Raw genomic sequence first — 22,170 nt, 5'->3', positions numbered from 1 at the left:
AAGAACCCTTGGTATTGGGCGCCCCATTTACTCACCGCTATCGCCGTCGTTCTGGGGCTCATCTCCTTCCTGGTCATCCCCGAAGTCTACAGCCATGTAAGTGCTGACCTTCGCCGCAACTACGTCATCCTGTGGGCTGAGCTGGCTATGTTCTTCTTGCTCCTTGCCGCCCTGCTCTACGGTATTTTTGCGCTGGCCGCCTGGAGTGATCACGATGATGTAGACGACGACAGGCTTATCCGCCCCACCGACTACGCCGAACAGCTCTGGGAAAAAGAGATAGAGCACAAGCGGGGCAAAGGCCCAGGAGATCTCTACGATTCGTCGTGGATTAGCGGTAAAAAGTAAGACGCACCTTTAAAAATATCTACCCCGCACCGAGGTGCGGGGTAGATATACGGTTAGGGTTTCTTGCGCCTGTCAGCAGGCTGGCACTCGGCTTAGAAGAGGCTCAGCTGGCCGTTTCTCAGGCGCTTACCTGTTCACGACCGGCAAGCTCATCGGCGCATGACTTTACGGGCCAGCATATTACCAACCAGCTGAATAAGCTGAACCAGAATAATAATGACCGCAACAACGCTCCAGGTCACAACCTCGTTGAAGCGCTGGTAACCATCGACCAGGGCAACCTTACCCAGGCCACCACCACCAATGTAACCGGCCATAGCCGACATATCGACCACGCCAATCACCAAGAAGGTATAACCCAGAATCAGGGGGCCAAGAGCCTCGGGAATCATCACGGTCAGCAAGATACGGGGCTTTGATGCCCCCATTGCACGGGCCGCTTCAATCACGCCAGGATCAATAGAGACCATGTTCTGCTCAACGATACGGGCAATAGCAAAAGTTGCGCCAAAGACCATAGCGAAGATAGCGGCGTTCACGCCCAAGCGGGTCCCCACGATAGCCTGAGTGAGCGGCCCCAAAGCCGCCAACAGAATAATGAAGGGAATAGGGCGGACAACGTTCACCACAATATTCAGCACAATGTTGACACAGCGGTTAGCCAAGATATTGCCCTGGCGGGTGGTGTACAGCAAGACCCCAAAGAAGAGGCCCAGCGCACCGGCCACCAGCATGGTGAAGCTGACCATGTAGAGGGTATCACCCAGGGCAGGGAGCAGTTTGCTGTTAATAAATGTTGCGTCCATGCTAGCGGACCTCCTGCACACGGGTGACGGTCTTAAGTTCAGCGATAACAGCGTCCAAGCTGGTTACATCGCCAAGAAGTTCAAGAGTTAGGTTGCCGTAGCTCTTACCCTGCAAGGTCTCCAATCCACCCTGCACAATGTTGAAGGAAACATTGCGGCTCCCCAGGTAAGAAAGGACCTTACCGATACCCTTATTACCCTCAGTAATTTCAATATTAATGAGGTACCCGCGGTGACGCTTTTTAAGTTCAGCGGCTTGGGCACCAACGGGAAGAGACTTGACCGCGGTACCCACAAAACGCTGGGCTGTGACGGTCTGAGGAGCCGAAAAAACGTCGTAGACATTGCCGCTTTCAACGACCCTGCCCTTCTCCATGACAGCCACACGGTCAGCGATAGATGAGACAACATCCATCTCGTGGGTAATCACAATAACGGTGATACCCAGCTCCCTGTTGACTTTCTTGAGCAGCTCAAGGACCTCAGCGGTGGTCTCAGGGTCGAGGGCGCTGGTTGACTCGTCAGCCAGCAAAAGTGAGGGAGAGGTCGCTAGAGCACGGGCAATACCCACACGTTGCTTCTGACCGCCTGAAAGCTGATCGGGGTAGTTCTTAGCCTTATCCGAAAGACCCACAAACTCTAGGAGCTCCGCTACACGGGCAGTACGCTTAGCCTTATCCCAGCCCGCAACGATCAGGGGAAACTCGACGTTACCCGCCACCGTGCGAGAGTGCATGAGATTGAACTGCTGGAAAATCATACCAATGTTGGTTCGGGCCTGGCGGAGCTGGGACTCACGCTTACCGGCAATCTCTAGACCATCCACGGTCAAAGAACCACTGGTGATACTTTCCAAGCCATTAATCAGGCGAACAAGGGTCGATTTACCGGCACCGGAGTAACCAATAATGGCGAAGATTTCGCCCTTGTTGATGGTCAGATCAACATCGTCTACTGCGGTAACGGTCTTCTTACCGACCTTAAACTCTTTGGTCACCTTCTTCAGCACAACCATAGGCTCGGAGGCCTGGTTGTCTGATACTGCTCGTTGTTGGGTCATCTCTTCTTCTTTGTAAGGTTTGGGAGGGCAGCTACCCCATCACGGAGAAACCTCAGGGGAAACAGGAATAGGTAAAGCGGCAACCGCCCTAGCCTAGTCCAACATTCTGCCCCGGAGGGGCAAAAGGTCTAGCCTACCCCAAGTTGGTTGCCGCCCTTATTGCCTGCATCACGCTGTGTGATTAAAACCGAGGACTACTGCTTACGCTTCTTAGCTTCCAGGTCGGCAAGGGTTGAACGCAGGTCTGCCAAATCGGTGTTAACCTCAACTGCGGTTCCCTCAGTCTCTTCCTGGACAGCTGCCAGAACCTCATCGCTGTGGAAGAGTTCTACGATCTTCTTGTAGGTTTCGTTATCAGCGTCATCTGCGCGGGAGACGAAGAGGTTGACGTAGGGGCGAGCGCTGTCGTTAGCAGGGTCGTCCTGAGCCAGAGCGTCCTTGGGGTTAAGCCCAGCATCTTTCAGGAAGTCATTGTTGATGACCGAACCATCCACTGATTTGAGAGCAAGAACGGTCTGGGCTGCATCAACGGGGGTGACTTTAACCTTAGAGTCAGCGGTGTCTACATCGTCCACGGTGGGTGAATCGGTGTCTTTGGTGAAGGACACAAGACCGTTAGCCTCCAGCAAAAGAAGAGCGCGAGCTTCATTAACGGTGTCGTTGGGGATAGCGATTTCAGCGCCCTGGGGCAGTGCAGAAATGGAATCGTGCTTCTCAGAGAAGAGAGCCATGGGGTAGATCACGGTGGGGCCAACAATCTGCAGGTTGTCGTTGGCCTCAACGTTGTAGTTGGAGAGGTAAGCGATGTGCTGGAACCAGTTGAGGTCAATTTCACCGGTACTGAGCGCGGGGTTGGGCTGAGTGTAATCGGAGAACTCAATAATCTCGATATTGATGCCCTCAGCCTTGGCCACCTCGACCAGCTTGGCGTTGGAGTCAGATGCACCGACAACACCGATCTTGATAACATCATCGGCTGATGAAGCGGAGGCAGGAGACGCTGAGTCTGATGATGAGCCGCAGGCTGCAAGACCAAATGCGAGGGGTACGAGAGCCAAAGTGGCAACAAATTTCTTCACGGCTATGAATCTTTCTGTTGGGAAAATTGATGGGTGCGGCCACGATTCAGCGTTTTACCGGGGGCTGTTGGCTGATGTGGTTTCGGACGCTGGTTTCAGCGACTCTTCTATTAGAACACTCCACAATGGTCAGGCTAGAAATCAGCCCAAAATTGGGTCATATTTCACCTATCTGTAAGCAACAAAAAGTTACACCGTAACAGTGCGTCATAAAAGGTATATAGGAGTTAGCCTTCTGCCAACCAGTTGGCCTGCCAAGAGGTCAGTCTCTCGCGGATACCCACAAAGTGCTCTCTCATCAGTTCGGTTGCCGCATCGGCGTCTCGGTCCCTAATAGCTTCATAGAGCCGCAGGTGGGCCTCCAGCAGGGTGCAGGTCTGTGCTTCATCCAGTGGGGCAACGGTATCGAGTAGGCCGGCAATATTGTTGTAAACCTGCCAGAAGATATCCAGTAGTTTGGACAGCAATTCGTTACCCAAGGGCGCAAAGATAGCAGCATGGAAAGACTGATCTGATTCTGCCAGCCAGACCCCGTTGTGGACGCTTTCTTCCATTGCGTCATAGGACTGTTTGACACGTTGGAGCTGTTCTTCGGTCATCACGGGAATAACGGCGCGTAACAATCCAACTTCAAGAGCCTCCCGGACCTCCACCAGTTCCAGAGCCTCTTGGCCACCGTGGTAGAGCGCTAAACAGCCTCGAAAGCTCAGGCCTCGCGCCATAGAAATAAGGACCTGACCACCGACAAAGGTTCCAAAGCCGTGCCGAACCTCCACAATCCCCAGCGCTTCTAGAACCTTAAGAGCTTCACGAATGGAGTTTCGCCCCACACCTAGTTCATCGATCAGTTCCTGTTCGCTGGGCAGGGGGTCCCCCTGGCCTAACTGCCGCTTAAAAATTAGCGAAATTATCTCATTCTGGAGCTGCTGTTGGCGTTTCTGCGCGGCGCTGCGGTGCACCCCCTCAGGGTGGAGAAAACCAAGGTCAGGGACGTATGGGGCGGGAGGAAGAGAGTCGTGGCTGTTCATAACGTGCTCTTTTCAGTGTGTTGATATTGAGGGCACCCAAAACACTATCCGGCAGGACTACTTCCACACTACTTCCACCGGATCCTTCTACTACTGTAGGAGCCCTTGCCACCCAGGGACAGTTTCCATCCGCAAGGTAAGAGGGTGGCGTCATATTTTGATGACTTTTCCTGCCCAGCTTGACCGATTTGGATACCCATCACTACCATACAAGATATAGGTAGGACATCCTACCTCTACCTTATTTTTATCACCCCCTCCCTACCAGGAGCGCAGCCCGAAGGAGTGCGACATAGATGTCACAGCTCACCCAGGTAAAAGAATTTGATACCTCCCGCCGTAGCTTTTTCAAAATCGCCGGTGGAATCAGCGCAGCAACAGCTTTCGCCGCATCCATTGCCGCATGCGGTGGCTCATCTAGCCAATCATCCGGCTCAGCCGCTGGCAAAGAAAACAAAGACGGCTCCATCACCGCAGCAATTGCCTACGATGTGTCCACCACCTTCGATCCCTCTCAGGCATCGGGTGCGGCTCCCTTCGCAGCCAACCTGCACATCTTCGAAGGCCTCTACGGTCTGGACCCGGCAACCCGTGAACGCTACAACGCACTAGCAACCGGTGACCCCGAAGTTGTTGACGAAACCACCTATCGCGTCAGCCTCCGAGAGGGTGCTACCTTCCACGACGGTGCAGCAGTTACTGCCAAGGATGTCGTTGAAACCTTTAAGCTCTACACCTCCGAGGAATCTCTCTTTAGCCAGTTCCTCTACTTCATCGACGGAGTAACCGCAGTCGATGACAGCACCGTAGAGTTCAAGCTCAACCAGGCTTTCCCCCTCTTTGCTGACCGTATCTCCCTGGTTAACATCATGCCGGCCAGCGCTAGTGCCGACCTTGAAGCATTCGGTGCTAAGCCCATTGGCTCAGGCCCCTACAAGTTTGTCTCAGCTACCAAGGGTGACCACATTGCCTTTGAACGCTACGACGACTACAACGGCCCCCGCCCTGCCCTGGCTAAGACCATGAAGTGGCTCATTCTTTCTGAATCTTCAGCCCGCGTCACCGCCATGAGCTCACAGCGAGTTCAGGCTATCGAGTCAGTGCCCTACGACAATATCCCGGTCCTGGAAAAGACCAACGGCGTTACCGTGGAGTCAGTTCAGTCCTTCGGTCTGCTCTTCATGATGTTCAACTGCCAGAAGGCTCCCTTCGACAAGAAGGAAGTCCGCCAGGCACTCTTCTACGCAATCGACATGGACAAGGTCATCTCCACCGGTCTGCTGGGCAACGCCACCGCAGCCACCTCCTTCCTGCAGAAGGAGCACCCCGACTATGTTGAGGCTTCCACCGTCTACACCTACGACAAGGCTAAGGCCCAGCAGCTCCTTAAGGATGCAGGTGTGGATAAGCTCTCCATCACCCTGCGCACCACCGACCACGACTGGGTCAAGCAGTGCGCCCAGTTGGTTCAGGAATCCCTCAAAGATGCCGGTATTGAGGTTGCCCTAGAAGACTCACAGTCTTCCTCCCTCTACTCCGACTTTGTCGATAGCGGCGACTTCGATGTGGTCCTGGCCCCCGGCGATCCCTCAGTCTTCGGCAATGACCCCGACCTACTTCTGTCCTGGTGGTACCGCGGTGCTACCTGGCCTGAGAAGCGCTTCCGCTGGTCCTCCACCCCTGAATACGCCGCCCTGCAGAGCGCAATGTCTGCCGCGGTCACATCAGAGAAGCCCGACTGGAAGGCCTGCCTGGACATCGTGGCAGAGAATGTACCCCTCTACCCCCTCTTCCACCGCAAGCTGCCCACCGCGTGGGCTACCGACAGCCTGGTTGACTTCAAGCCGCTCCCCACGACCGGCCTGTCATTCCTGAATGTCGGCACCACCCAGGCTTAGCCTGGGATCCGTGAGCGGGCTCCCCCTCCACACATGATTTGAACCGCTCACAGTAATCGCTCATTGAGCACCTGGTTGCCTGCCCGCCCGGCCCCTAGGCCGGTAGCGGGCAGGCTCAGCCAGCCCTGGCGCCTCACCGTGCGCTAGCCACACCCACCTCGTTCTTTCTCTTGCAGGGAGTGACTCTCCGTGTCAAACTTTCTTAGGCTCCTCGGCAGACGCCTGGTAGCCCTGCCCATCATGATTTTGGGCGTTACCCTTCTTGTCTTCATCATTCTCCAGTTCACTCCTGGTGACCCCGCCACTATTGCCCTGGGCGAAGGCGCATCGGAAGAAGCTAAAGAAGCCTACCGAGACTCGCACGGTCTCAATGACCCGCTCTATGTCCAGTACTTTGCCTTCCTGGCACGGCTAGCTCACTTTGATTTGGGTATGACTACCCCACCCGCTCAGCCTGTTATTGACCAGATTAAGGTCGCTTTCCCCACAACCTTGCAGTTGACCTTCCTGGGGGTTGTCATCGCTGCTGTGGCTTCCTTGGTCCTTGGCGTTGTTGCCGCCCTTTACCGCGATCGCTGGCCCGATCAGCTGATCCGTGTGCTGTCCATGGCCTCCATCGCCACTCCTTCCTTCTGGCTGGGTATCCTCATGATTCAGTACTTTGCTCTGGGCCTGGGCTGGTTCCCCACAGGTGGTTCCGCACCGGCAGGTAGCGGATTTGGCACCTGGCTTTTGCACATGTTCCTTCCGGCAGTGGCTCTTGCTGTGCCCGTCAGCGCATCGCTGACCCGAACCGTTCGTACCTCCATGGTGGAAGAACTCGACAAGGACTACGTGCGCACCGCTATCGGTAACGGTGTCCCCCGCAAGGAAGTTATTACCAAGAACGTACTCCGTAACGCCCTCATCACCCCGGTCACCGTGCTGGGCCTGCGCATTGGCTACCTCCTGGGCGGCGCGGTCGTCATCGAGATGATCTTCTCCCTCAATGGCATGGGCAACCTCATCTTTATCGGTATCACCGGTAACGACATCAACCTTGTCCAGGGCGTTGTACTAACCATCGCCATCACCTTTGTTCTGGTCAACATTGTCGTTGACCTGCTCTACCTGCTCATCAACCCACGAATCAGGAGCGTCTAATCATGCGTAGCGGACTCGCAGAACGCCTCTCAGCACCGGGCATCCGATTCAAGGCGCTCCCCGCTAGCTCAAAGCTAGCTCTCACATTCATCGCCCTTATTGCCCTGGTTGCGCTCTTGGCACCCTGGCTAGCTCCTCACGATCCGCTAGCCTCCACCGGCGCACCGATTGGTGCACCCAACTCTGAGTACCTCTTTGGTACCGACCGTCAAGGCCGCGATATTCTCTCCCGCCTCATGTACGGTGCCCGCGCTTCCCTGCAGGTAGGCCTCGGCGCTGTTGCCCTGGCACTGATTATGGGTGGAATCCTGGGCTCACTTGCAGCAACCAGCTCTAAATTTGTTGCAGAAGTCATCATGCGCATCATGGATGTGCTCATGGCCTTCCCCGGTATCGCTCTGGCTGCTGTCTTGCTGGCCTCCCTTGGCAACTCTGTTGGGACTATTATCTTCGCTATTGCGGTGGTCTACACCCCGCAGCTAGCCCGCGTTGTCCGCGCCCAGGTGCTGGCAGCCTGGGACGAGGACTACGTCCGTGCAGAGCGCGTTATGGGTGCCCCCCGCTTCTACATCCTGCTCAAGCACGTGGTACGCAACACCATCGCCCCGGTGCTGGTTTTTGCAACCGTTATGGTGGCCGACGCTATTATCTTGGAGGCTTCGCTGTCCTTCCTCTCCGCCGGTGTACGCCCCCCTGAGCCTTCCTGGGGTAACGTCATCGCAGACGGTCGCGCTATCGTACTAGCAGGCGGCTGGTGGGCCACCACCTTCGCAGGTGGCGTTATCTTGCTCACCGTGCTGGCACTTAACGTGCTCTCTGAGGGCATGACCGATGCCATGGTGAACCCCAAACTCCGCCGTAAGGTCAAGATCGAAGAAAATAATGAACAGCCAACCGCCCAGGCTCTAGCGGCATCTGCGGCCCTAACCGTACGTGACCGCAAGGCTAGCGCTGAGCTTGAAACTGTTCTGCAAAAACTCAAAATGACTGAAAGCCGCAGGGAAGACCGCCTCATGGCAGATCCTTCAGCTCGAGTCATACTTGAGGTCAAAGACCTTTCTATCTATTTCCCTGAGCGGTTTGGCGACACCCCCGTGGTTGACCGCGTTTCCTTCACCGTCACCGAAGGCCAAACTATGGGCTTGGTCGGTGAATCAGGTTCCGGTAAGTCCATCACCTCACTGGCTATCATCGGCTTACTTGACCGTAAGGCCAAGATCACCGGCTCCGTCCTCTTTGAAGGTCAGGAACTGGTCGGTGCCAGCGAAGCCGAGTTCCAGAAGCTCCGCGGTGCCGTGATTTCCATGGTCTACCAGGACGCCCTGAGCTCTCTGAACCCCTCCATGCTGATCAAGGACCAGATGGAGCAGCTCACCCGCCGTGGCGGCCGCAAGAGCCCCGAAGAACTCCTCCGCCTGGTCAAACTTGACCCGGAGCGTACTCTAGCCTCCTACCCGCATGAGCTATCTGGTGGTCAGCGTCAGCGTGTTCTCATCGCCATGGCACTCTCCCGCTCCCCCAAGCTGGTTATTGCCGATGAGCCCACCACCGCACTCGATGTAACCGTGCAGGCAGAAGTAATCGACCTGCTCAATGAGCTGCGTGAGCAGCTGGGCTTCGCCATGATCTTCGTGTCCCACGACCTGGCCTTGGTAGCCCAGGTAGCCCATCGCATCTCGGTTATGTACGCGGGCCAGATTGTAGAAGCCGGCGCAACCAGCCAGCTCTTGACCAACCCCCAGCATGAATACACTCGCGGCCTTCTGGGAGCAGTGCTTTCTATCGAGTCCGGGGCAGAACGGCTCTACCAGATTCCCGGTACCGTGCCCTCACCCTCAGATTTCTCAGCAGGGGACCGCTTTGCACCCCGTTCACTTCGACCCGATGCCGACCCCGAGCAGAAGCTGGTCTTCACGCCTGTTGAAGGCGACAGCGACCACCTCTGGGCATCCCACCTCACCACCGCACAGGAGACAGCATGAGCAACCCAGCTGTAACCCCCGCAGACAAGAGCCTGCTCAATACCACCGGCCGGGCTGCAGTGAGCCGTGTCAATGAGCCCATCATTGAGCTCAAGGACGTCCAGGTTCACTACCGAGCCCGTAGTGGCGGTATTCTCAAGCCCACTATCGTCAAGGCTGTTGACGGGGTAAACCTCACGGTTCGCCGCGGTGAAACCATCGGCCTGGTCGGTGAGTCTGGGTGTGGTAAATCCACCCTGGCCTCTGTGATTGTGGGCCTGCAAAAGCCCACCGGCGGTGACGTCCTATTCAAGGGTAAGAGCGTGCTCAAGCGCAATGCTGCCCTGCGTAAAGAGTTCGGTTCCGATGTCTCGATCGTCTTCCAGGACCCGGCCACTGCGCTCAACCCCCGTATGACCATCCAGGACATCCTCAAGGATCCCCTTGATGTGCACGGCATTGGCGATAAGTCAGGCCGTGACCGCCGAGTGCGTGAGCTCCTGGCGCTGGTGGGTCTACCCGTTTCCGCCGCCGATGCTCTGCCCTCCCAGATTTCTGGTGGTCAGCGTCAGCGCGTAGCAATTGCCCGCGCCCTGGCTCTGGAACCCAAGATTATTGTGGCCGATGAGCCCACCAGTGCGCTGGATGTGTCGGTGCGTGCCCAGGTGCTCAACCTGCTCTCAGACCTTAAAGAAGAGCTCTTCTTGGGTATGGTCTTCATCTCCCACGATATCCAGACCGTTCGCTACGTCTCAGACCGTATCTGCGTCATGAACAAGGGCAACATCGTCGAAGAGGGGACCGCCGAACAGGTCTTTGATACCCCCAGCCAGGATTACACCCGCACCCTCTTAGGGGCTGCACCTACTCTGCTCCACGTCTAAAAGAGACAGCGGCTTTCAACTCAATAATTTAATATTCCAGGAGAAGAATCACATGAGCTCCCCGCTTTTTTCCGGCCTTATCCCGCCACTTCTAACTCCCCGTTCCGCCGACGGCACCCTCGATTTGGGCTCCCTGGAGCGACTGATTAACCACCTGATCGAAGGCGGTTCACACGGTATTTTTGCCCTGGGTTCATCCTCTGAGGTGCTTTACCTAACCAATGCTGAGCGAGAAAAAGTGCTCCGCACCTGTGTAGAGACCATTGCAGGGCGAGTCCCTCTCATTGTCGGAGTTAACGACATGACCACAGCCCGTGTTATTGACGAAGCCCAGCGCCTGCTTGCTATTGGTGGCGACGCGATTGTGGTCACCAGCCAGTTCTACGCTGTAGATAATACCTTTGAAGAAGACCGACACTTCCGCGCTATCGCTGATGCTGTAGATGTACCGGTCTTCGCCTACGACGTTCCGGTGCGCACCAAGCAGAAGCTTCCCCTGGGCTTGCTGGTTCAGCTGGCCAAGGACGGCGTAATTGCCGGTGTTAAAGACTCATCCGGTGATGACGTTGCTTTCCGCCAGCTCGCGCTTGCAACCGCTGATATTGAGGGCTTCGCCGCCTTTACAGGTCATGAGGTGGTCTGCGACGGTGCTCTGCTCTCAGGTGCGGCAGGCCTCGTACCGGGCCTAGGCAATGTTGACCCTGCAGGCTACCGTCGTCTCTTTGATGCAGCTCAGGCCGGGGATTGGGAGAGCGCCCGCAAGGAGCAGGACCGCCTAGCCAAGCTCTTTGACATTGTTTTCGTTCAGACCCCCAGCGTCTCAGGCGGAGCGGCTGGCCTGGGTGCTTTCAAGACCGCACTACAGATCATGGGAGTCATTGAATCAAACACAATGTCTCAGCCCATGGAGACACTAGGGTCCGAAGAGGCAGAGCGGATTCGCGCTATCCTTGCCTCAACGGGGCTCCTCTAGGCCGGGTTTAGCACACCCACTGAAGGGACAAGGATGAGTAACCCCCAACACGTCGCCCTGGTCGCTGACCTAGGAGGCACCAAAACCGCGCTTGGCATTGTCAGTTGCACAGGCCAGGTTCTCCACCGTGACCAGATACCCACTTTGGCTCAGGCTGGTGGTACTGAGCTGGCCCGGCACACGGCTGAGGCGCTCAAAAAGCTGGGTGCTACTGCCCGTGAGCTAGGCTATGAGCCCCTTGGAGTGGGTATTGGATCTGCTGGCGTCATTGGCTCCGAGGGGCAGGTCATCACGGCTGCCAACCTGATTAAGGGCTGGAGCGGCACTCCCCTAGCTTCTATTCTCAGTGATGTGACGGGTCTGCCTGCCTACGCGGTGAACGATGTCCACGCTCATGCCCTGGGTGAGGCCTGGCTCGGTGCTTCCGCCGATGCTGAAAGCAGTCTCATGGTAGCTTTTGGCACAGGTGTGGGTGGCTCCTATATTGTGGGGGGCCAACAACTTCACGGAGCGCATTCCCTTGCGGGACATGTGGGGCACTTCTCATCCCCCTGTGCTCTAGATATTGCCTGCACCTGCGGAGGAGTGGGGCATGTGGAGGCTGTCGCCTCAGGCACCGGCATCGTCAATAGCTATCGCAGGCTGGGCGGACCTACTGAGGTTGAGAGCCTGGTTGAGGTAAAAGAACTTGCTACTACCGGAGATACTCATGCCCAAGAAGCTATTGCGCTAGGTGCGCGGGCAGCGGGTATCGCACTCGGTGACCTGGCAACTATCCTGGACCCCCACCTGATTCTTGTCTCCGGGGGTGTGACTAACCTGGGCGATCTCTGGTGGCAGGGCATGGTGCAGGCCTACCAGCAGGCAGCACTTGGACAGGCTACCGAAACCCGCATTATCTCAGCTTCACTAGGTTCAGATGCCCCGCTTCTGGGGGCGGCAAGCCTGATCCCGGATTTCATTGTCAGAGACTCATCACGAGGTTAGGATTCACCGTGTTTACAGCTCAAGAACTGATTGATTCGCTTGCAGGCCAGCTCATTGTCTCCTGCCAGGCTTACCCCGGTGAGCCTATGCGCGACCCCCGAACAACCGGGCAGGTGGCGGCTTCTGCAGTGATGGGAGGCGCGGCCGCTGTCCGTGTACAGGGATTGGCTGATATTCAGTTCACCCGCACCAGCGTTGAGGTCCCGGTCATTGGCCTGTGGAAAGACGGGCATGAGGGTATTTTCATTACCCCCACCTTGCACCATGCCCTGGCAGTAGCCCAGGCGGGTGCCCATGTGGTCGCGCTTGATGGCACTAGGCGTGACCGGCCCGACGGGCTCAGCCTCAAAGAGGTAATTGACGGGGTACACGGGTCGAGCCCATCACTGGTCATGGCAGACTGTGATTCTCTCGAAGCAGCTGTTGCGGCGGCGGAAGCCGGAGCTGATTTTATCGGCACCACCCTGGCAGGCTACACCGATGCCCGCCCCAAGACCGCTGGCCCCGACCTTGAGCTCCTGGAAGCTATTGCCGCACAGGATCTTGGGCTACCGCTTATTGCCGAGGGCCGGATCCATAGCCCGGCTCAGGCTCGGCAGGCTCTGGAGGCTGGTGCCCACGCTGTTGTGGTAGGCACAGCTATTACGCACCCTATTTCTATTACCGGATGGTTTAAGGACGCCCTCCAAGCATAAAAATAGGTGGGGCTACTTTCGAGTAACCCCACCTATTTTTATTTATCCAAGAAATATAGCTGGCTTTTGGAAGTCGGGGATATTTTCTTGCGCAAAACGATAATATTCTGCATTTTTTAATTGGTTGGCTGCGGCCTCATCGACCACGACGGTGACATCTGGGTGCATCTGGAGTATTGACCCCGGGCAGAAGGTGGTGATGGGGCCTTCTGCCATGCCCGCGATTGCGCTTGCCTTGTTGGCTCCGTCGGCGACCAGGACAATCTTGCGGGCTTCCATGATGGTGCCAATCCCCTGGGTTAGGCAGTGTACTGGCACCTGGCTTGCATCGCCGTCGAAGAAGCGGGCGTTATCAGCCACAGTCTTAGGTGCTAGAGTCTTGATGCGGGTGCGTGATACGAGCGAGGAACCGGGCTCATTGAAAGCTATATGCCCATTGGCGCCTATACCAAGTATCTGCACGTCAACTCCACCTGCGGTCTTGATTTTCTCTTCGTACCGAGCGCATTCAGCATTGATATCCCGAGCCATGCCATCGAGGACATGCACCTTCTGGGAGTCGAGCCCGATTCGCCCAACAATTTGCTGGTTGACGACGCTTCGGTAGGACTCGGGGTGAGAGGGGTCTAGGCCAACGTACTCATCGAGGGCAAAAGCGCTGACAGAGCTAACGTCTAGGCCTGCTTCTACGCGTTCTGCGAGATAGCGGTAGGTAGCCTCTGGGGATGATCCCGTGGCAACTCCCCAGACCGTTGGGCGGCCCTGGCGGTTATTGCGTTCCGTCACCATAGCGATTAAAGACGCCGCGTAGGCACCGGCTTGATCCTTTGAATCACAGATAATTATTTCCATATTAATATCTTACGAAAAATATATCTAGAAGCGGCAGAGGGCGCGTTTATGACACCCCGTGACACAAATTTGAAAATTCGCAAGGAATATTTTTAATAATTATTATTCCCCGAGGTTCAGGTCAGAAAAGTAGATAGGGTTTTACTCATCAGGGTAGATAAAGCTGGCTCACCGCGAAGTTGCTGGCTTGGGGTTGGTGTTGGGGCTGTCTCCTTGCTCCTGCTCTGTAGGTGGTGTGGTTGTCTGCTGGCTCGGGGCTGGCGTTTCAGGGTGCAGACGACCACACCGCCTAAGGACGCAGAGGGACACACCGACTAGGTGGGGGACAGCTACCGCAAACCCTGCTTAACGCTGAGCTAGCTCTTCCCTCACCTTGCGGCGCAGGGCCTTGCCCAGCATGGAGCGGGGCAGTTCATCAACCTCGTAGTAGTTTTTAGGAACCTTGTAACGGGTCAGTCGCGCGTAGCAGTGCTCTTTAAGTTCTGCGGGGTCTAATGCATATCCTTGGGCCGGGACGATAGCGGCGGTGACAGTTTCGCCTCCGCTAGCATCGGGCATACCCACGACAGCGCAGTCTGCTACGGAGTCGTGTTGTTTAAGGACGTTTTCAATTTCGGAGGGGGAAACGTTGAAGCCACCAGTGATGATGACTTCTTTAATCCGGTCGACGATTTCTATGAAGGAATCTTTATCGAGACGGACAATATCACCCGTTCGTAGCCAACCTCCCTCCAGCAAGGTATTGCGGGTATCTTCTGCGCGTTTCCAGTAGCCTTTCATCACCTGGGGTCCGCGCACCAATAGTTCACCTTCCTGCCCTTGTTCGAGGTCTTGGAGGGTTTCGGGGTCAACAACGCGGATGTCGGTGGAGGGGAAGGGGATACCAATGGAGCCCGCGCGGCGGGTGGAGTTGAGGGGGTTGCAGGACACCAGGGGTGAACATTCTGAGAGCCCGTAGCCTTCCACAAGCATGCCTCCGGTTGCTTCTTCCCATTCGGTGACCAGTTCGGTGGGTAGGTGCATGGCACCTGAGACTGACCAGCGGATTCCCTGGAGCGAGACTTTGCGCTGTTTTGCTTCGTCGAGCATGCGGCGGTAGATAGGTGGGACGGCAGGCAGGATGGTTGGTGGGGTTTTTTTCATGGCTCGGAAGATGAGGTCCATGTCCACGGTGGGGAAGAGTACCAGTCGTGCTTTGCAGACAGCGGAGATGGTCTGCCCCAGTGTCATGCCGTAGGCGTGGAAGAGCGGGAGCACGGCGTAGATGACTTCGTTACTTCCGGGTTGAATCCATTCTTCGCCCATTCTGCCGTTTGATTCGAGGTTGCGGTGGGTGAGCATGACGCCCTTGGGGAGCCCTGTTGTCCCGGAGGTGTATTGGAGGAGGGCGAGGTCTTGGGCGGTGGGGCGGTGGTGGTCGGCAGCTAGGGGTTGGTTCTTCATGAGCTGGCGCCAGGGTGTGGCGCCGCGTGCGGTTCCTTCGAGCTTTTCGCGTGAGGTTTTCATCTTGCCTATGGGGAGTTTGAGTGCTGCTCGCATGGCAAGTGGCATCTCTTCGATCATGTTGACGGCGTAGATGGTACGGGGGCGGATGTCTGCGGGGAGGGAGCTTATTTTATCTGCGATTTTGTCCCAGACGATGGCGGCTTTTGCTCCGTGGTCTTCAAACATGTGGCGGAGTTCTGCCTCGGTGTAGAGGGGGTTGTGCTCAACGACGATAGCGCCTAATCGGAGAATGGCGTAGAAGGCAACGATGTGCTGGGGGCAGTTGGGGAGGGCGATGGCTACGCGGTCCCCGTGCTGGATACCCGCTTTGCGGAGCCCTTCAGCTACCCGGAGGATCTGGTCACCGAGCTGGGCATAGGTGGTAGTGGAGCCGAAAAATTCGAGGGCAATTTTCTGGGGGGAAGTGCGAACAGCCTCTGCCATGAGGTGGCTCAGTGAGGTTTCAGGCAGCTTCACATCGCGGTGTGTTTCGGGCCGGTAGTTCTTCTGCCAGGGGCGGTGAGCCAGGGGGAAGGTGTCGGTCGTATCGTTATTTTCGGCTACATGCATACACAAGATTGTGCCACAGGGGTGCTTGAGCTGACATACTAAGGGGTATGGCGCAACGTGGAAACAAAGACATCACGACCGAAGAATTTCGGGAGTTGATGAAAGAAATTAACAAACGCATGATACTTGTGGGGCTTGGAGCTATTGCTCTTGGCCTGGTCATTATCGGGTTGATGTACCTTTTGGGTGGCAACTAGGTGGGAGCCCCGCAGGGACCGTAAGAGTGTCTTTGAGCAGATGACAGCAGGTATGGGTTACCGCCCGGATCAGGAGCGCGTCGAGGTTCTGAGTCTGGTCTAAGTACCCCCTTTTTTTTGATAGGTTTACAGGCAATGAGCAGTACAGATCATCGGCAGAGCGGCCAGGGAGATTTTGAGGATTGGGACGCGGTTTTTGAGGACTCAGAATCAACACGCTTGCTCTCTCCCTCGCAGCACCACTACACCGACCGACTTGAAGAAGATACCAGGCCGCTTGAAACTAGCAGCTACCAGCAGGAGATCCTTTCAGCGACCCGGTCGGGGCAGGCTCCTTACCCTGTGGGCCGGCAACAGGCGCACCCTGCTACCGCTCAACTCCCCCTACCCCATCAGCAAACAGAGGCCGGTTGGGACCATGAGGTTGCTCCCCTACCGTCTGCTCGTGTAGCTGTCTACCGCAGGATTCAGTTCCTACCGGCTATGAGCGGTAGCCTCGTGGCTTATGCTCTGAGCACCGGGCTATTTGCCTTGGTAAGAACCGTCTTCACTGCTGTTGGTATCTCGACCTATAGCAGTCTGACGGGAGGCGCTCTGGCCGTTTCTGTTGCTTCCAGTCAGGGCCAGGCTATTCCTTGGGTAGTTGCAAGTGCTCTTATATGGCTGTTGAGCTTCGGCTGGGCAGGATATGTTGCCACCCGCATGGCTGCGGTAGCACCTACCAGGCAGGCCCTGGGGGTTCTTGCTGTCAGCTTCCTTGCGACTCTCCTTGCAACCCTGGTGACATGGGCTTCCGCTTGGCTCCCGTCACCGCTTACGCCCAGCTTTGCCTTTCAGCGGCTTCTGGCCCCCGATCTGGCCCTTGGGGCTCTCACAGCGCTAGCCGCAGGGCTACTCGCCGCTATCGGCTCAATGCTGGGCGCGGCTCTGGGAATGAGGTATCGTCGAGCCCTGACAAGTATAAATTCCTAAAATAGCATCAACTTAGGAAGGCTCTAAGTCACCTTAAAAGCCAGGGGTTAAGAGGGCTTAAACCGGGCTTTAGCTGTAAAATATGTTCGTAATGTAAACAGTCTGCTCATCGCACCCATGCAACCACCGAGCAGCCACCGTCTCAGGTGAGGGTTGCACAGCATACAAGGTAAGTAAGAAATATGAGCGTAGTACGTGTAGGCATTGTCGATGACCATGAGGTAGTCCGCGAAGGTATGCGGGCAGTCGCTGCCGGCGCTAGCGAAATTGAGCTGGTAGCGGCTGCTCCCACTGCAGCTGACCTGCTGGTAGCCTTGGGGCGCAACCTCAATGACCCTTCTCATGCTGATTTGGGAAAGCTGAAGCGTGACTGCGATGTTGTGCTTCTGGACCTCTCACTTCAGGATAAGTCTCGCCCGTCAGAGAATGTTGATATCCTGCAACGGGCAGGCATTAAGGTTCTTATCTTCAGCATCGGAGAAAACCCTGGCCTGATTCGCGAGGCCCTGAAAGCTGGCGCGCTGGGCCTGGTTCGCAAGTCTGAGCCTCTTGAACATGCCCTGGCCGAGGCCAAGAATATCGCAGATGGTAAAGCCGTTGTTACCAAGGAACTTGCCGCCGCTATTGACGGTGACCAGGAGTTCTCTCGCGCTAATCTCTCCCCCCGAGAGCAGGAAACCCTGCGTCTTTATGCCTCCGGCTTTGCACAGGTTCAGGTAGCCCGCCGTATGGGCATTAAGCAGTCTGCGGTTAAAACAAATATTGACCGTATCCGCGAAAAGTACGCTCGTGTTGGTCGCCCGGCCCCCACCAAGATTGACCTGCGTATCCGCGCTATTGAGGATGGCCTGGTAGATACCATGGAAGACACCTCCACCGCTGACCGTCACCTGTAATTCGCTCACCCCTGTACCCCTAAGGATTGTGCACCTGTCTACTGTTACCGGAGGCGCCTCTAAGGACCTGGCCCAGGCTCTCCAGCCCTCAAGAGTCTATCGACTCCGCGCTTTCTCGCTGAAGTCGCTCAACCTCACTAGCGGCCAACAGCCACTGATGGGGCCGAGCTCCTTTGGTCTCTATTGCACCCTAGAAATTGTCTATTCCCTCATCGCGGTCGGCCTGCTCCTGCAATCTTTGGCCAATATTTCCGAGAACCGGGGCGGGGACTCTCTCTGGTACCTGGCCATTATCCCTGTGATAGTCACCCATGCCTCTTTGCTCATGTTCAACGGTGTGCGTAAAGAGGTTTCGGCCAGGACAGTTAATTTCATGCTTGTCATTGCCTACGGCACCTATATAGTGTGGCCTTTGAGTATCGGTGCCCAGCATTCGGCTATCCCCTGGTCCTGGCTTTTTGGTATCTACGCCATGCTGGTTCCGGTCTTTGAGGAAGAATCACGGGACGGCATTACCCACAGCATTGCTTTACCCGCACTACTGATTATCAGCTCGGTGGCTTCCCATCTTCTGACCGGAGTCCCCTTGAATCCCACCGAGCTGATGATCCGAGCTTGCTATTTGTGTTTTACCTGCGTTCTGCTAGCAGGTCTTGCGCGGTTTGCGCTCAAAGCCGTTAGGGAGTCTGATAGGACCTACTACGAGACGCTCTCAGCCCAGCTTCTACTCAACCGTTCACGCGACTATTCCCAAGAGCTACAGAACTTTGACAAGCTGGTGCACGATAATGTGATGGCCGCCTTGCTCGATGCCAGCCGCAACCCCGGGGAACTCCCCCAGCGCACCCGCCTGCTGGCACGCCGAGCTATTGATGTTCTTGAAGAGGAAAGCCTCAAGTCTCAGCCCCAGCGCCCCATTACCTTCCAGGCTCTGACCGAACAGATCGCTGAAGGCGTTGAGCCCTGGAACCAGCGCCTACGCTTTATCTCAGACTCCATGGAGAAGTACCCCCTAGCGAGCCCCGACTCTACGCTGCCCTATACGGCGGCACGCGCTTTTACCCATGCGGTCACCGAAGCTGTTTCGAACTCCGCCCGGCACTCAGGAACCCGCACCACACAGATTTCCATTCGTACTGAGCTGCGCAGACCCTACAACTCAACCCGATCCGATGAGGAACGCCCCTATGTGCTCTGCACTATCTCGGATAGAGGCCAGGGTTTCTCCATGAAAGATATTGATTTCCGTCGCCTGGGTGTGCGTGTTTCTATGATCCGCAGCATGGAAGAAGTAGGTGGCAAGGTCACCATCACTTCTGCCCCTGAAAAGGGAACAACTGTCATTGTCCAGTGGCCCCATGAGGACCCCGATGCTGGTTAAGTACTATCGTTCCCGTCAGCTCACTCTGCTTCTGAGCGCTGTCACTCTCCTGGTTCTGGGCTCCTTCTTCTTCTGGTACTCCCAGTACACCACCAACCGCGCTCCTCACTGGGCTACCATCATCAGTCTCTACGCTATTGCCACGCTCCCGGTCTTCTTGCCCACTCAGCGGCTGGCTCTACCCGATGCGATGCTTCCCCTTATTACTATTTTGGGGCTACACAGCGTGGATACAACCTTGAGCGCCATGAGCCATTCAGTCACCTTCTCTAGCCTCTCCTGGCCGCTTATGGCCTATACTCTGCTGGCTATGGGTCTAGTTTCCCGCAGGCACACTTTCTACGGCTGGCTCTTCTTTGCAAGTTTTGTATTACTGGTGCTGAGCTGGCACAGCAACTACTTCTTAAGCCGGATCAATCTTTCTACCGAGTTCTATATCCCTTTCCTGCTCATGGTAGTCTGCACCATCGTGCCTCAGCAGATTGAGCAGGCCGTCTCTAAGACCCGGCAGGCTCGCAGTATGCGCATCATTGCCGATGCGGGCCGTACCGAAGAAGCAGATATGAGCGCTATTGCAACCCAGCGTGTGCAGGAAGTGCGCACTCTGACTGAAGACATGCTTCACCGTATTGCCTACAACGAGTCACCCGTGAGCCGTGACGAAATGGACGAGTTTCGGTTTACCGAAGCTCAGCTGCGTGACACTATCCGCGGTCGCTACATCGTCAATAAGGAAATTCTTCATGCGGCCTGGCTTGCCCGCCAGCGCGGTGTCAAGGTAGATATTCTCGACGAGCGAGGAAGCGCTCTACCTGCCCGGCTCTCGATGATTCTGACCCAGTGCGCGGTCGACCTGTTCGATAATGCCTCGGGCGGGACTATTACGGTTCGTGCTTTCCCTGCTGACGACCAGATAGCTGTCATGCTGGTGCACGATGGTAACTCAGAGGATGAGGAGCCCAGCGCAATCGAAATTTCTCAGACTGGCCTGGTTGAAAGGTTCTAAGAACCCCAGCCTACTCGGGGACACTCCCCCGGCTTTTGTAGGCACCTTTGCCTTATTCAAAGAATTTTCTGAGAGCAAGCGTAGACCTATATGAGGACATACAGGCTGAGGTTACCCAGACTAAGATTTTAAGTAACTTGATAGCTGTTCGACGATGAGTCGGGGGACTCAGCTTTCTGGTGACGTTGGGGGACTGATCCAGAAAATGTAGAACAGCCAGTCAAGGGCATAAGGTAACCTACGGGGCCTGAACTTGTCCGGACCGATGTGTCCGGGGATTCGGATTTCTTGGGGGAGATAATTCGAATTCTGCTCCAGGTTTCGTACCTTGGCGTTGTGAGGCCTTCACCTGTTTCAGGTGGGGGCCTCGCCTCTTTAATCCTTTCGGGAGCAAGAGGTATCAAACCGCCTGCAAAAAGGCTCAGCCCGCGCATGCTGCCAGCTGAGCCTTTGAGTGTCTTTGGGCAGATTTCTACCCTACATATCGAGGAGGAGGGCCGGTTCTTCGAGGATAGAGGCAACATCGGCCAGGAACTTAGCCGAAAGGTCACCATCCAGCACACGGTGGTCGAAAGAGCCACCCAGGGTGGTAACCCAGCGCGGAATAACTTCCCCGTCCACGACCCAGGGCTTCTGCTTGATCGTGCCGAAAGCCACGATAGCGGCCTCACCGGGGTTCAGAATAGGCGTTCCGGTGTCGATGCCCAGAGAACCGATATTAGTGATAGTCAGGGTGCCTTCCTGCATCTCAGCAGGCTGGGTCTTACCCTCGCGGGCCCGGGCACTCAGGTCATTCAGCGCTACAGCCAGCTGACGCAGGTTCATGCTCTGGGCGTCCTTGATGTTCGGTACCATCAGGCCGCGAGGGGTAGCCGCCGCGATGCCCAGGTTCATGTAGTGCTTAATCTGAATCTCTGAGTCGGTCCAGGTGGCGTTGACCTGCGGGGTGCGCGAGGCCGCCCAAATAACGGCCTTAGCAAGAATCAGCAAGGGGGTTACCTTAACACCCTCAAACTGGGGTGACTTCTTGAGGCGCTTGACGAACTCCATGGTGCGGGTAGCATCCACGTCCACAAAGATAGAAACGTGCGGGGCCTTGAAGGCGGAATCCACCATAGCCTTGGCCGTAGCCTTACGAACGCCCTTGACCCGGATACGCTCGATGCGGTCACCACCGGCCCCGGCGGGAATCCAGAAGCTGGTGGGATCGGCGTTATCGGTAAAGTCAGCGGTTTCTGCCAGGCTCAGGTGGGCCGCAAAGTTGAGCAGGTCACGCTTAGTCACCTGTCCCCTGTCGCCGGTGGGGGTCACCTGTGCCAGGTCAATGCCCATTTCCTGGGCAGCCTTACGCACCGGAGGTTTGGCAAGAGCCTGGCGGCGGGGAACCTCAGAGTGTTCAGCTCCGGGCAAGTGTTCTGCTGTGCCCAGACGGCGCAAGACTCCCCCCATGCCACTCTCTTCAAAGAACTTGCCTGCGCGAGCAGGCAGGGAAGTCAGCAGGGGCTTGCGCTGTTCAGCAAGCTGTGCTGCAGCAGCCAGGGGCGCCGGAGGCGGGGCAAGAGGAGCTGGCGAAGGCGCATTCTTCTTGCGTGTACGGCGCTTAACGGGATCAGCCTTAGGGCCTGAACCCACCAGCGCGGCACCGGCACCGGGGTCCTTCTCAGCCTTAGCCTCAGGAGCGGATACCGCCTGGGCGGAGCCCTCAGCGCTAATAGCGATAATGGGGGTGCCGACCTCCACGCTCTGCCCCTCGGCAACCAGAAGGTCCTGCACCCTGCCATCGTAGGGCGAGGGAAGCTCTACCACGGACTTAGCTGTTTCAATCTCAACGATAATGTCGTTGAGCTTAACAAGATCACCGGGAGCTACTTTCCAGCTCAGGATTTCTGCTTCGGTGAGCCCTTCGCCCACATCAGGAAGGTTAAAAATCTGTGACATGGTATGTGCCT

General features: G+C 56.4%; 19 protein-coding genes and 1 pseudogene. 13 read left to right on the top strand and 7 right to left on the bottom strand.

Features of this window, described 5'->3' with window-relative positions; genetic code table 11:
* Positions 1-348 (top strand): annotated as a pseudogene (locus tag ACN08V_RS01135) (hypothetical protein); the annotation flags it as partial.
* A gap of 149 nt (positions 349-497) precedes the next feature.
* On the opposite strand, the gene ACN08V_RS01130 reads toward ACN08V_RS01135, so the two are convergent.
* The 4 genes from ACN08V_RS01130 to ACN08V_RS01115 all read right to left on the bottom strand — a co-directional run bounded on the left by ACN08V_RS01130 (position 498) and on the right by ACN08V_RS01115 (position 4,321).
* Positions 498-1,154, bottom strand: a complete 657-nt coding sequence (locus ACN08V_RS01130) for a methionine ABC transporter permease (protein WP_419099097.1) — start codon at positions 1,152-1,154, stop codon at positions 498-500.
* Between the two features lies 1 nt (position 1,155).
* On the bottom strand, positions 1,156-2,214 hold the full coding sequence (locus ACN08V_RS01125; protein ID WP_419099096.1) for a methionine ABC transporter ATP-binding protein: 1,059 nt from the start codon (positions 2,212-2,214) through the stop codon (positions 1,156-1,158).
* A gap of 194 nt (positions 2,215-2,408) precedes the next feature.
* Positions 2,409-3,293 carry a MetQ/NlpA family ABC transporter substrate-binding protein gene (locus ACN08V_RS01120; protein ID WP_419099095.1) on the bottom strand — a complete coding sequence of 295 codons (885 nt, stop codon included), beginning with the start codon at positions 3,291-3,293 and terminating at the stop codon, positions 2,409-2,411.
* Positions 3,294-3,520: 227 nt separating this feature from the next.
* Entirely contained in the window at positions 3,521-4,321 is an 801-nt protein-coding gene (locus ACN08V_RS01115) for a FadR/GntR family transcriptional regulator (RefSeq protein WP_419099094.1), read from the bottom strand.
* 296 nt (positions 4,322-4,617) lie between these two features.
* Between ACN08V_RS01115 and ACN08V_RS01110 the strand changes: the two genes are divergently transcribed.
* The 7 genes from ACN08V_RS01110 (at position 4,618) to ACN08V_RS01080 (ending at position 12,862) form a co-directional block, all read left to right on the top strand.
* Positions 4,618-6,219 carry an ABC transporter substrate-binding protein gene (locus ACN08V_RS01110; RefSeq protein ID WP_419099093.1) on the top strand — a complete coding sequence of 534 codons (1,602 nt, stop codon included), beginning with the start codon at positions 4,618-4,620 and terminating at the stop codon, positions 6,217-6,219.
* A 189-nt stretch (positions 6,220-6,408) separates the two neighbouring features.
* Positions 6,409-7,362 carry an ABC transporter permease gene (locus ACN08V_RS01105; protein WP_419099092.1) on the top strand — a complete coding sequence of 318 codons (954 nt, stop codon included), beginning with the start codon at positions 6,409-6,411 and terminating at the stop codon, positions 7,360-7,362.
* A gap of 2 nt (positions 7,363-7,364) precedes the next feature.
* Positions 7,365-9,344, top strand: coding sequence for a dipeptide/oligopeptide/nickel ABC transporter permease/ATP-binding protein (locus ACN08V_RS01100; protein WP_419099091.1), 1,980 nt, complete (start codon positions 7,365-7,367; stop codon positions 9,342-9,344).
* The gene (locus ACN08V_RS01095; protein WP_419099090.1) at positions 9,341-10,207 is read left to right on the top strand and encodes an ATP-binding cassette domain-containing protein; all 867 of its coding nucleotides are present in this window, start codon (positions 9,341-9,343) and stop codon (positions 10,205-10,207) included. The genes ACN08V_RS01100 and ACN08V_RS01095 overlap by 4 nt, the downstream gene beginning before the upstream one ends.
* 52 nt (positions 10,208-10,259) lie before the next feature.
* Positions 10,260-11,180: a dihydrodipicolinate synthase family protein gene (locus ACN08V_RS01090; protein WP_419099089.1), complete on the top strand. Its 921-nt coding sequence runs from the start codon at positions 10,260-10,262 to the stop codon at positions 11,178-11,180.
* 33 nt (positions 11,181-11,213) lie between these two features.
* The gene (locus tag ACN08V_RS01085; RefSeq protein ID WP_419104213.1) at positions 11,214-12,167 is read left to right on the top strand and encodes an ROK family protein; all 954 of its coding nucleotides are present in this window, start codon (positions 11,214-11,216) and stop codon (positions 12,165-12,167) included.
* Between the two features lie 8 nt (positions 12,168-12,175).
* Positions 12,176-12,862, top strand: coding sequence for an N-acetylmannosamine-6-phosphate 2-epimerase (locus tag ACN08V_RS01080; protein ID WP_419104212.1), 687 nt, complete (start codon positions 12,176-12,178; stop codon positions 12,860-12,862).
* Positions 12,863-12,904: 42 nt separating this feature from the next.
* On the opposite strand, the gene nagB is transcribed toward ACN08V_RS01080, so the two are convergent.
* The gene (gene nagB / locus ACN08V_RS01075; protein ID WP_419104211.1) at positions 12,905-13,714 is read right to left on the bottom strand and encodes a glucosamine-6-phosphate deaminase; all 810 of its coding nucleotides are present in this window, start codon (positions 13,712-13,714) and stop codon (positions 12,905-12,907) included.
* A 345-nt stretch (positions 13,715-14,059) separates the two neighbouring features.
* Positions 14,060-15,769 (bottom strand): long-chain-fatty-acid--CoA ligase, encoded by a 1,710-nt coding sequence (locus ACN08V_RS01070; RefSeq protein WP_419099085.1) that lies wholly within the window; start codon positions 15,767-15,769, stop codon positions 14,060-14,062.
* Between the two features lie 47 nt (positions 15,770-15,816).
* On the opposite strand from ACN08V_RS01070, the gene ACN08V_RS01065 reads away from it, so the two are divergent.
* From ACN08V_RS01065 to ACN08V_RS01045, 5 genes are all read left to right on the top strand, one after another.
* Positions 15,817-15,966: a hypothetical protein gene (locus ACN08V_RS01065; protein WP_419099084.1), complete on the top strand. Its 150-nt coding sequence runs from the start codon at positions 15,817-15,819 to the stop codon at positions 15,964-15,966.
* 135 nt (positions 15,967-16,101) lie between these two features.
* Positions 16,102-16,938 carry a hypothetical protein gene (locus ACN08V_RS01060; RefSeq protein ID WP_419104210.1) on the top strand — a complete coding sequence of 279 codons (837 nt, stop codon included), beginning with the start codon at positions 16,102-16,104 and terminating at the stop codon, positions 16,936-16,938.
* A 182-nt stretch (positions 16,939-17,120) separates the two neighbouring features.
* Positions 17,121-17,834, top strand: a complete 714-nt coding sequence (locus ACN08V_RS01055; RefSeq protein WP_419099082.1) for a LuxR C-terminal-related transcriptional regulator — start codon at positions 17,121-17,123, stop codon at positions 17,832-17,834.
* A 28-nt stretch (positions 17,835-17,862) separates the two neighbouring features.
* The gene (locus tag ACN08V_RS01050; protein ID WP_419104209.1) at positions 17,863-19,215 is read left to right on the top strand and encodes a sensor histidine kinase; all 1,353 of its coding nucleotides are present in this window, start codon (positions 17,863-17,865) and stop codon (positions 19,213-19,215) included.
* Positions 19,205-20,221: a hypothetical protein gene (locus ACN08V_RS01045; RefSeq protein ID WP_419099080.1), complete on the top strand. Its 1,017-nt coding sequence runs from the start codon at positions 19,205-19,207 to the stop codon at positions 20,219-20,221. Before ACN08V_RS01050 ends, ACN08V_RS01045 begins: the two co-directional genes overlap by 11 nt.
* A gap of 477 nt (positions 20,222-20,698) precedes the next feature.
* On the opposite strand, the gene ACN08V_RS01040 is transcribed toward ACN08V_RS01045, so the two are convergent.
* Positions 20,699-22,159 carry a dihydrolipoamide acetyltransferase family protein gene (locus ACN08V_RS01040; RefSeq protein ID WP_419099079.1) on the bottom strand — a complete coding sequence of 487 codons (1,461 nt, stop codon included), beginning with the start codon at positions 22,157-22,159 and terminating at the stop codon, positions 20,699-20,701.
* Positions 22,160-22,170 lie beyond the last annotated feature (11 nt).

The organism is Rothia sp. P5766, assembly GCF_048513555.1.
In the GTDB taxonomy this organism is placed as follows: domain Bacteria; phylum Actinomycetota; class Actinomycetes; order Actinomycetales; family Micrococcaceae; genus Rothia.
This window is presented reverse-complemented; position numbering and strand designations above follow the sequence as displayed.

Excerpts from the sequence above, each read along its gene's own strand:
- ACN08V_RS01130 (WP_419099097.1), bottom strand. The coding sequence starts at position 1,154 with ATGGACGCAACATTTATTAACAGCAAACTGCTCCCTGCCCTGGGTGAT.
- ACN08V_RS01125 (WP_419099096.1), bottom strand. The coding sequence starts at position 2,214 with ATGACCCAACAACGAGCAGTATCAGACAACCAGGCCTCCGAGCCTATG.
- ACN08V_RS01115 (WP_419099094.1), bottom strand. The coding sequence starts at position 4,321 with ATGAACAGCCACGACTCTCTTCCTCCCGCCCCATACGTCCCTGACCTT.
- ACN08V_RS01110 (WP_419099093.1), top strand. The coding sequence starts at position 4,618 with ATGTCACAGCTCACCCAGGTAAAAGAATTTGATACCTCCCGCCGTAGC.
- ACN08V_RS01100 (WP_419099091.1), top strand. The coding sequence starts at position 7,365 with ATGCGTAGCGGACTCGCAGAACGCCTCTCAGCACCGGGCATCCGATTC.
- ACN08V_RS01095 (WP_419099090.1), top strand. The coding sequence starts at position 9,341 with ATGAGCAACCCAGCTGTAACCCCCGCAGACAAGAGCCTGCTCAATACC.
- ACN08V_RS01090 (WP_419099089.1), top strand. The coding sequence starts at position 10,260 with ATGAGCTCCCCGCTTTTTTCCGGCCTTATCCCGCCACTTCTAACTCCC.
- ACN08V_RS01085 (WP_419104213.1), top strand. The coding sequence starts at position 11,214 with ATGAGTAACCCCCAACACGTCGCCCTGGTCGCTGACCTAGGAGGCACC.
- nagB (WP_419104211.1), bottom strand. The coding sequence starts at position 13,714 with ATGGAAATAATTATCTGTGATTCAAAGGATCAAGCCGGTGCCTACGCG.
- ACN08V_RS01070 (WP_419099085.1), bottom strand. The coding sequence starts at position 15,769 with ATGCATGTAGCCGAAAATAACGATACGACCGACACCTTCCCCCTGGCT.
- ACN08V_RS01065 (WP_419099084.1), top strand. The coding sequence starts at position 15,817 with ATGGCGCAACGTGGAAACAAAGACATCACGACCGAAGAATTTCGGGAG.
- ACN08V_RS01060 (WP_419104210.1), top strand. The coding sequence starts at position 16,102 with ATGAGCAGTACAGATCATCGGCAGAGCGGCCAGGGAGATTTTGAGGAT.
- ACN08V_RS01055 (WP_419099082.1), top strand. The coding sequence starts at position 17,121 with ATGAGCGTAGTACGTGTAGGCATTGTCGATGACCATGAGGTAGTCCGC.
- ACN08V_RS01045 (WP_419099080.1), top strand. The coding sequence starts at position 19,205 with ATGCTGGTTAAGTACTATCGTTCCCGTCAGCTCACTCTGCTTCTGAGC.
- ACN08V_RS01040 (WP_419099079.1), bottom strand. The coding sequence starts at position 22,159 with ATGTCACAGATTTTTAACCTTCCTGATGTGGGCGAAGGGCTCACCGAA.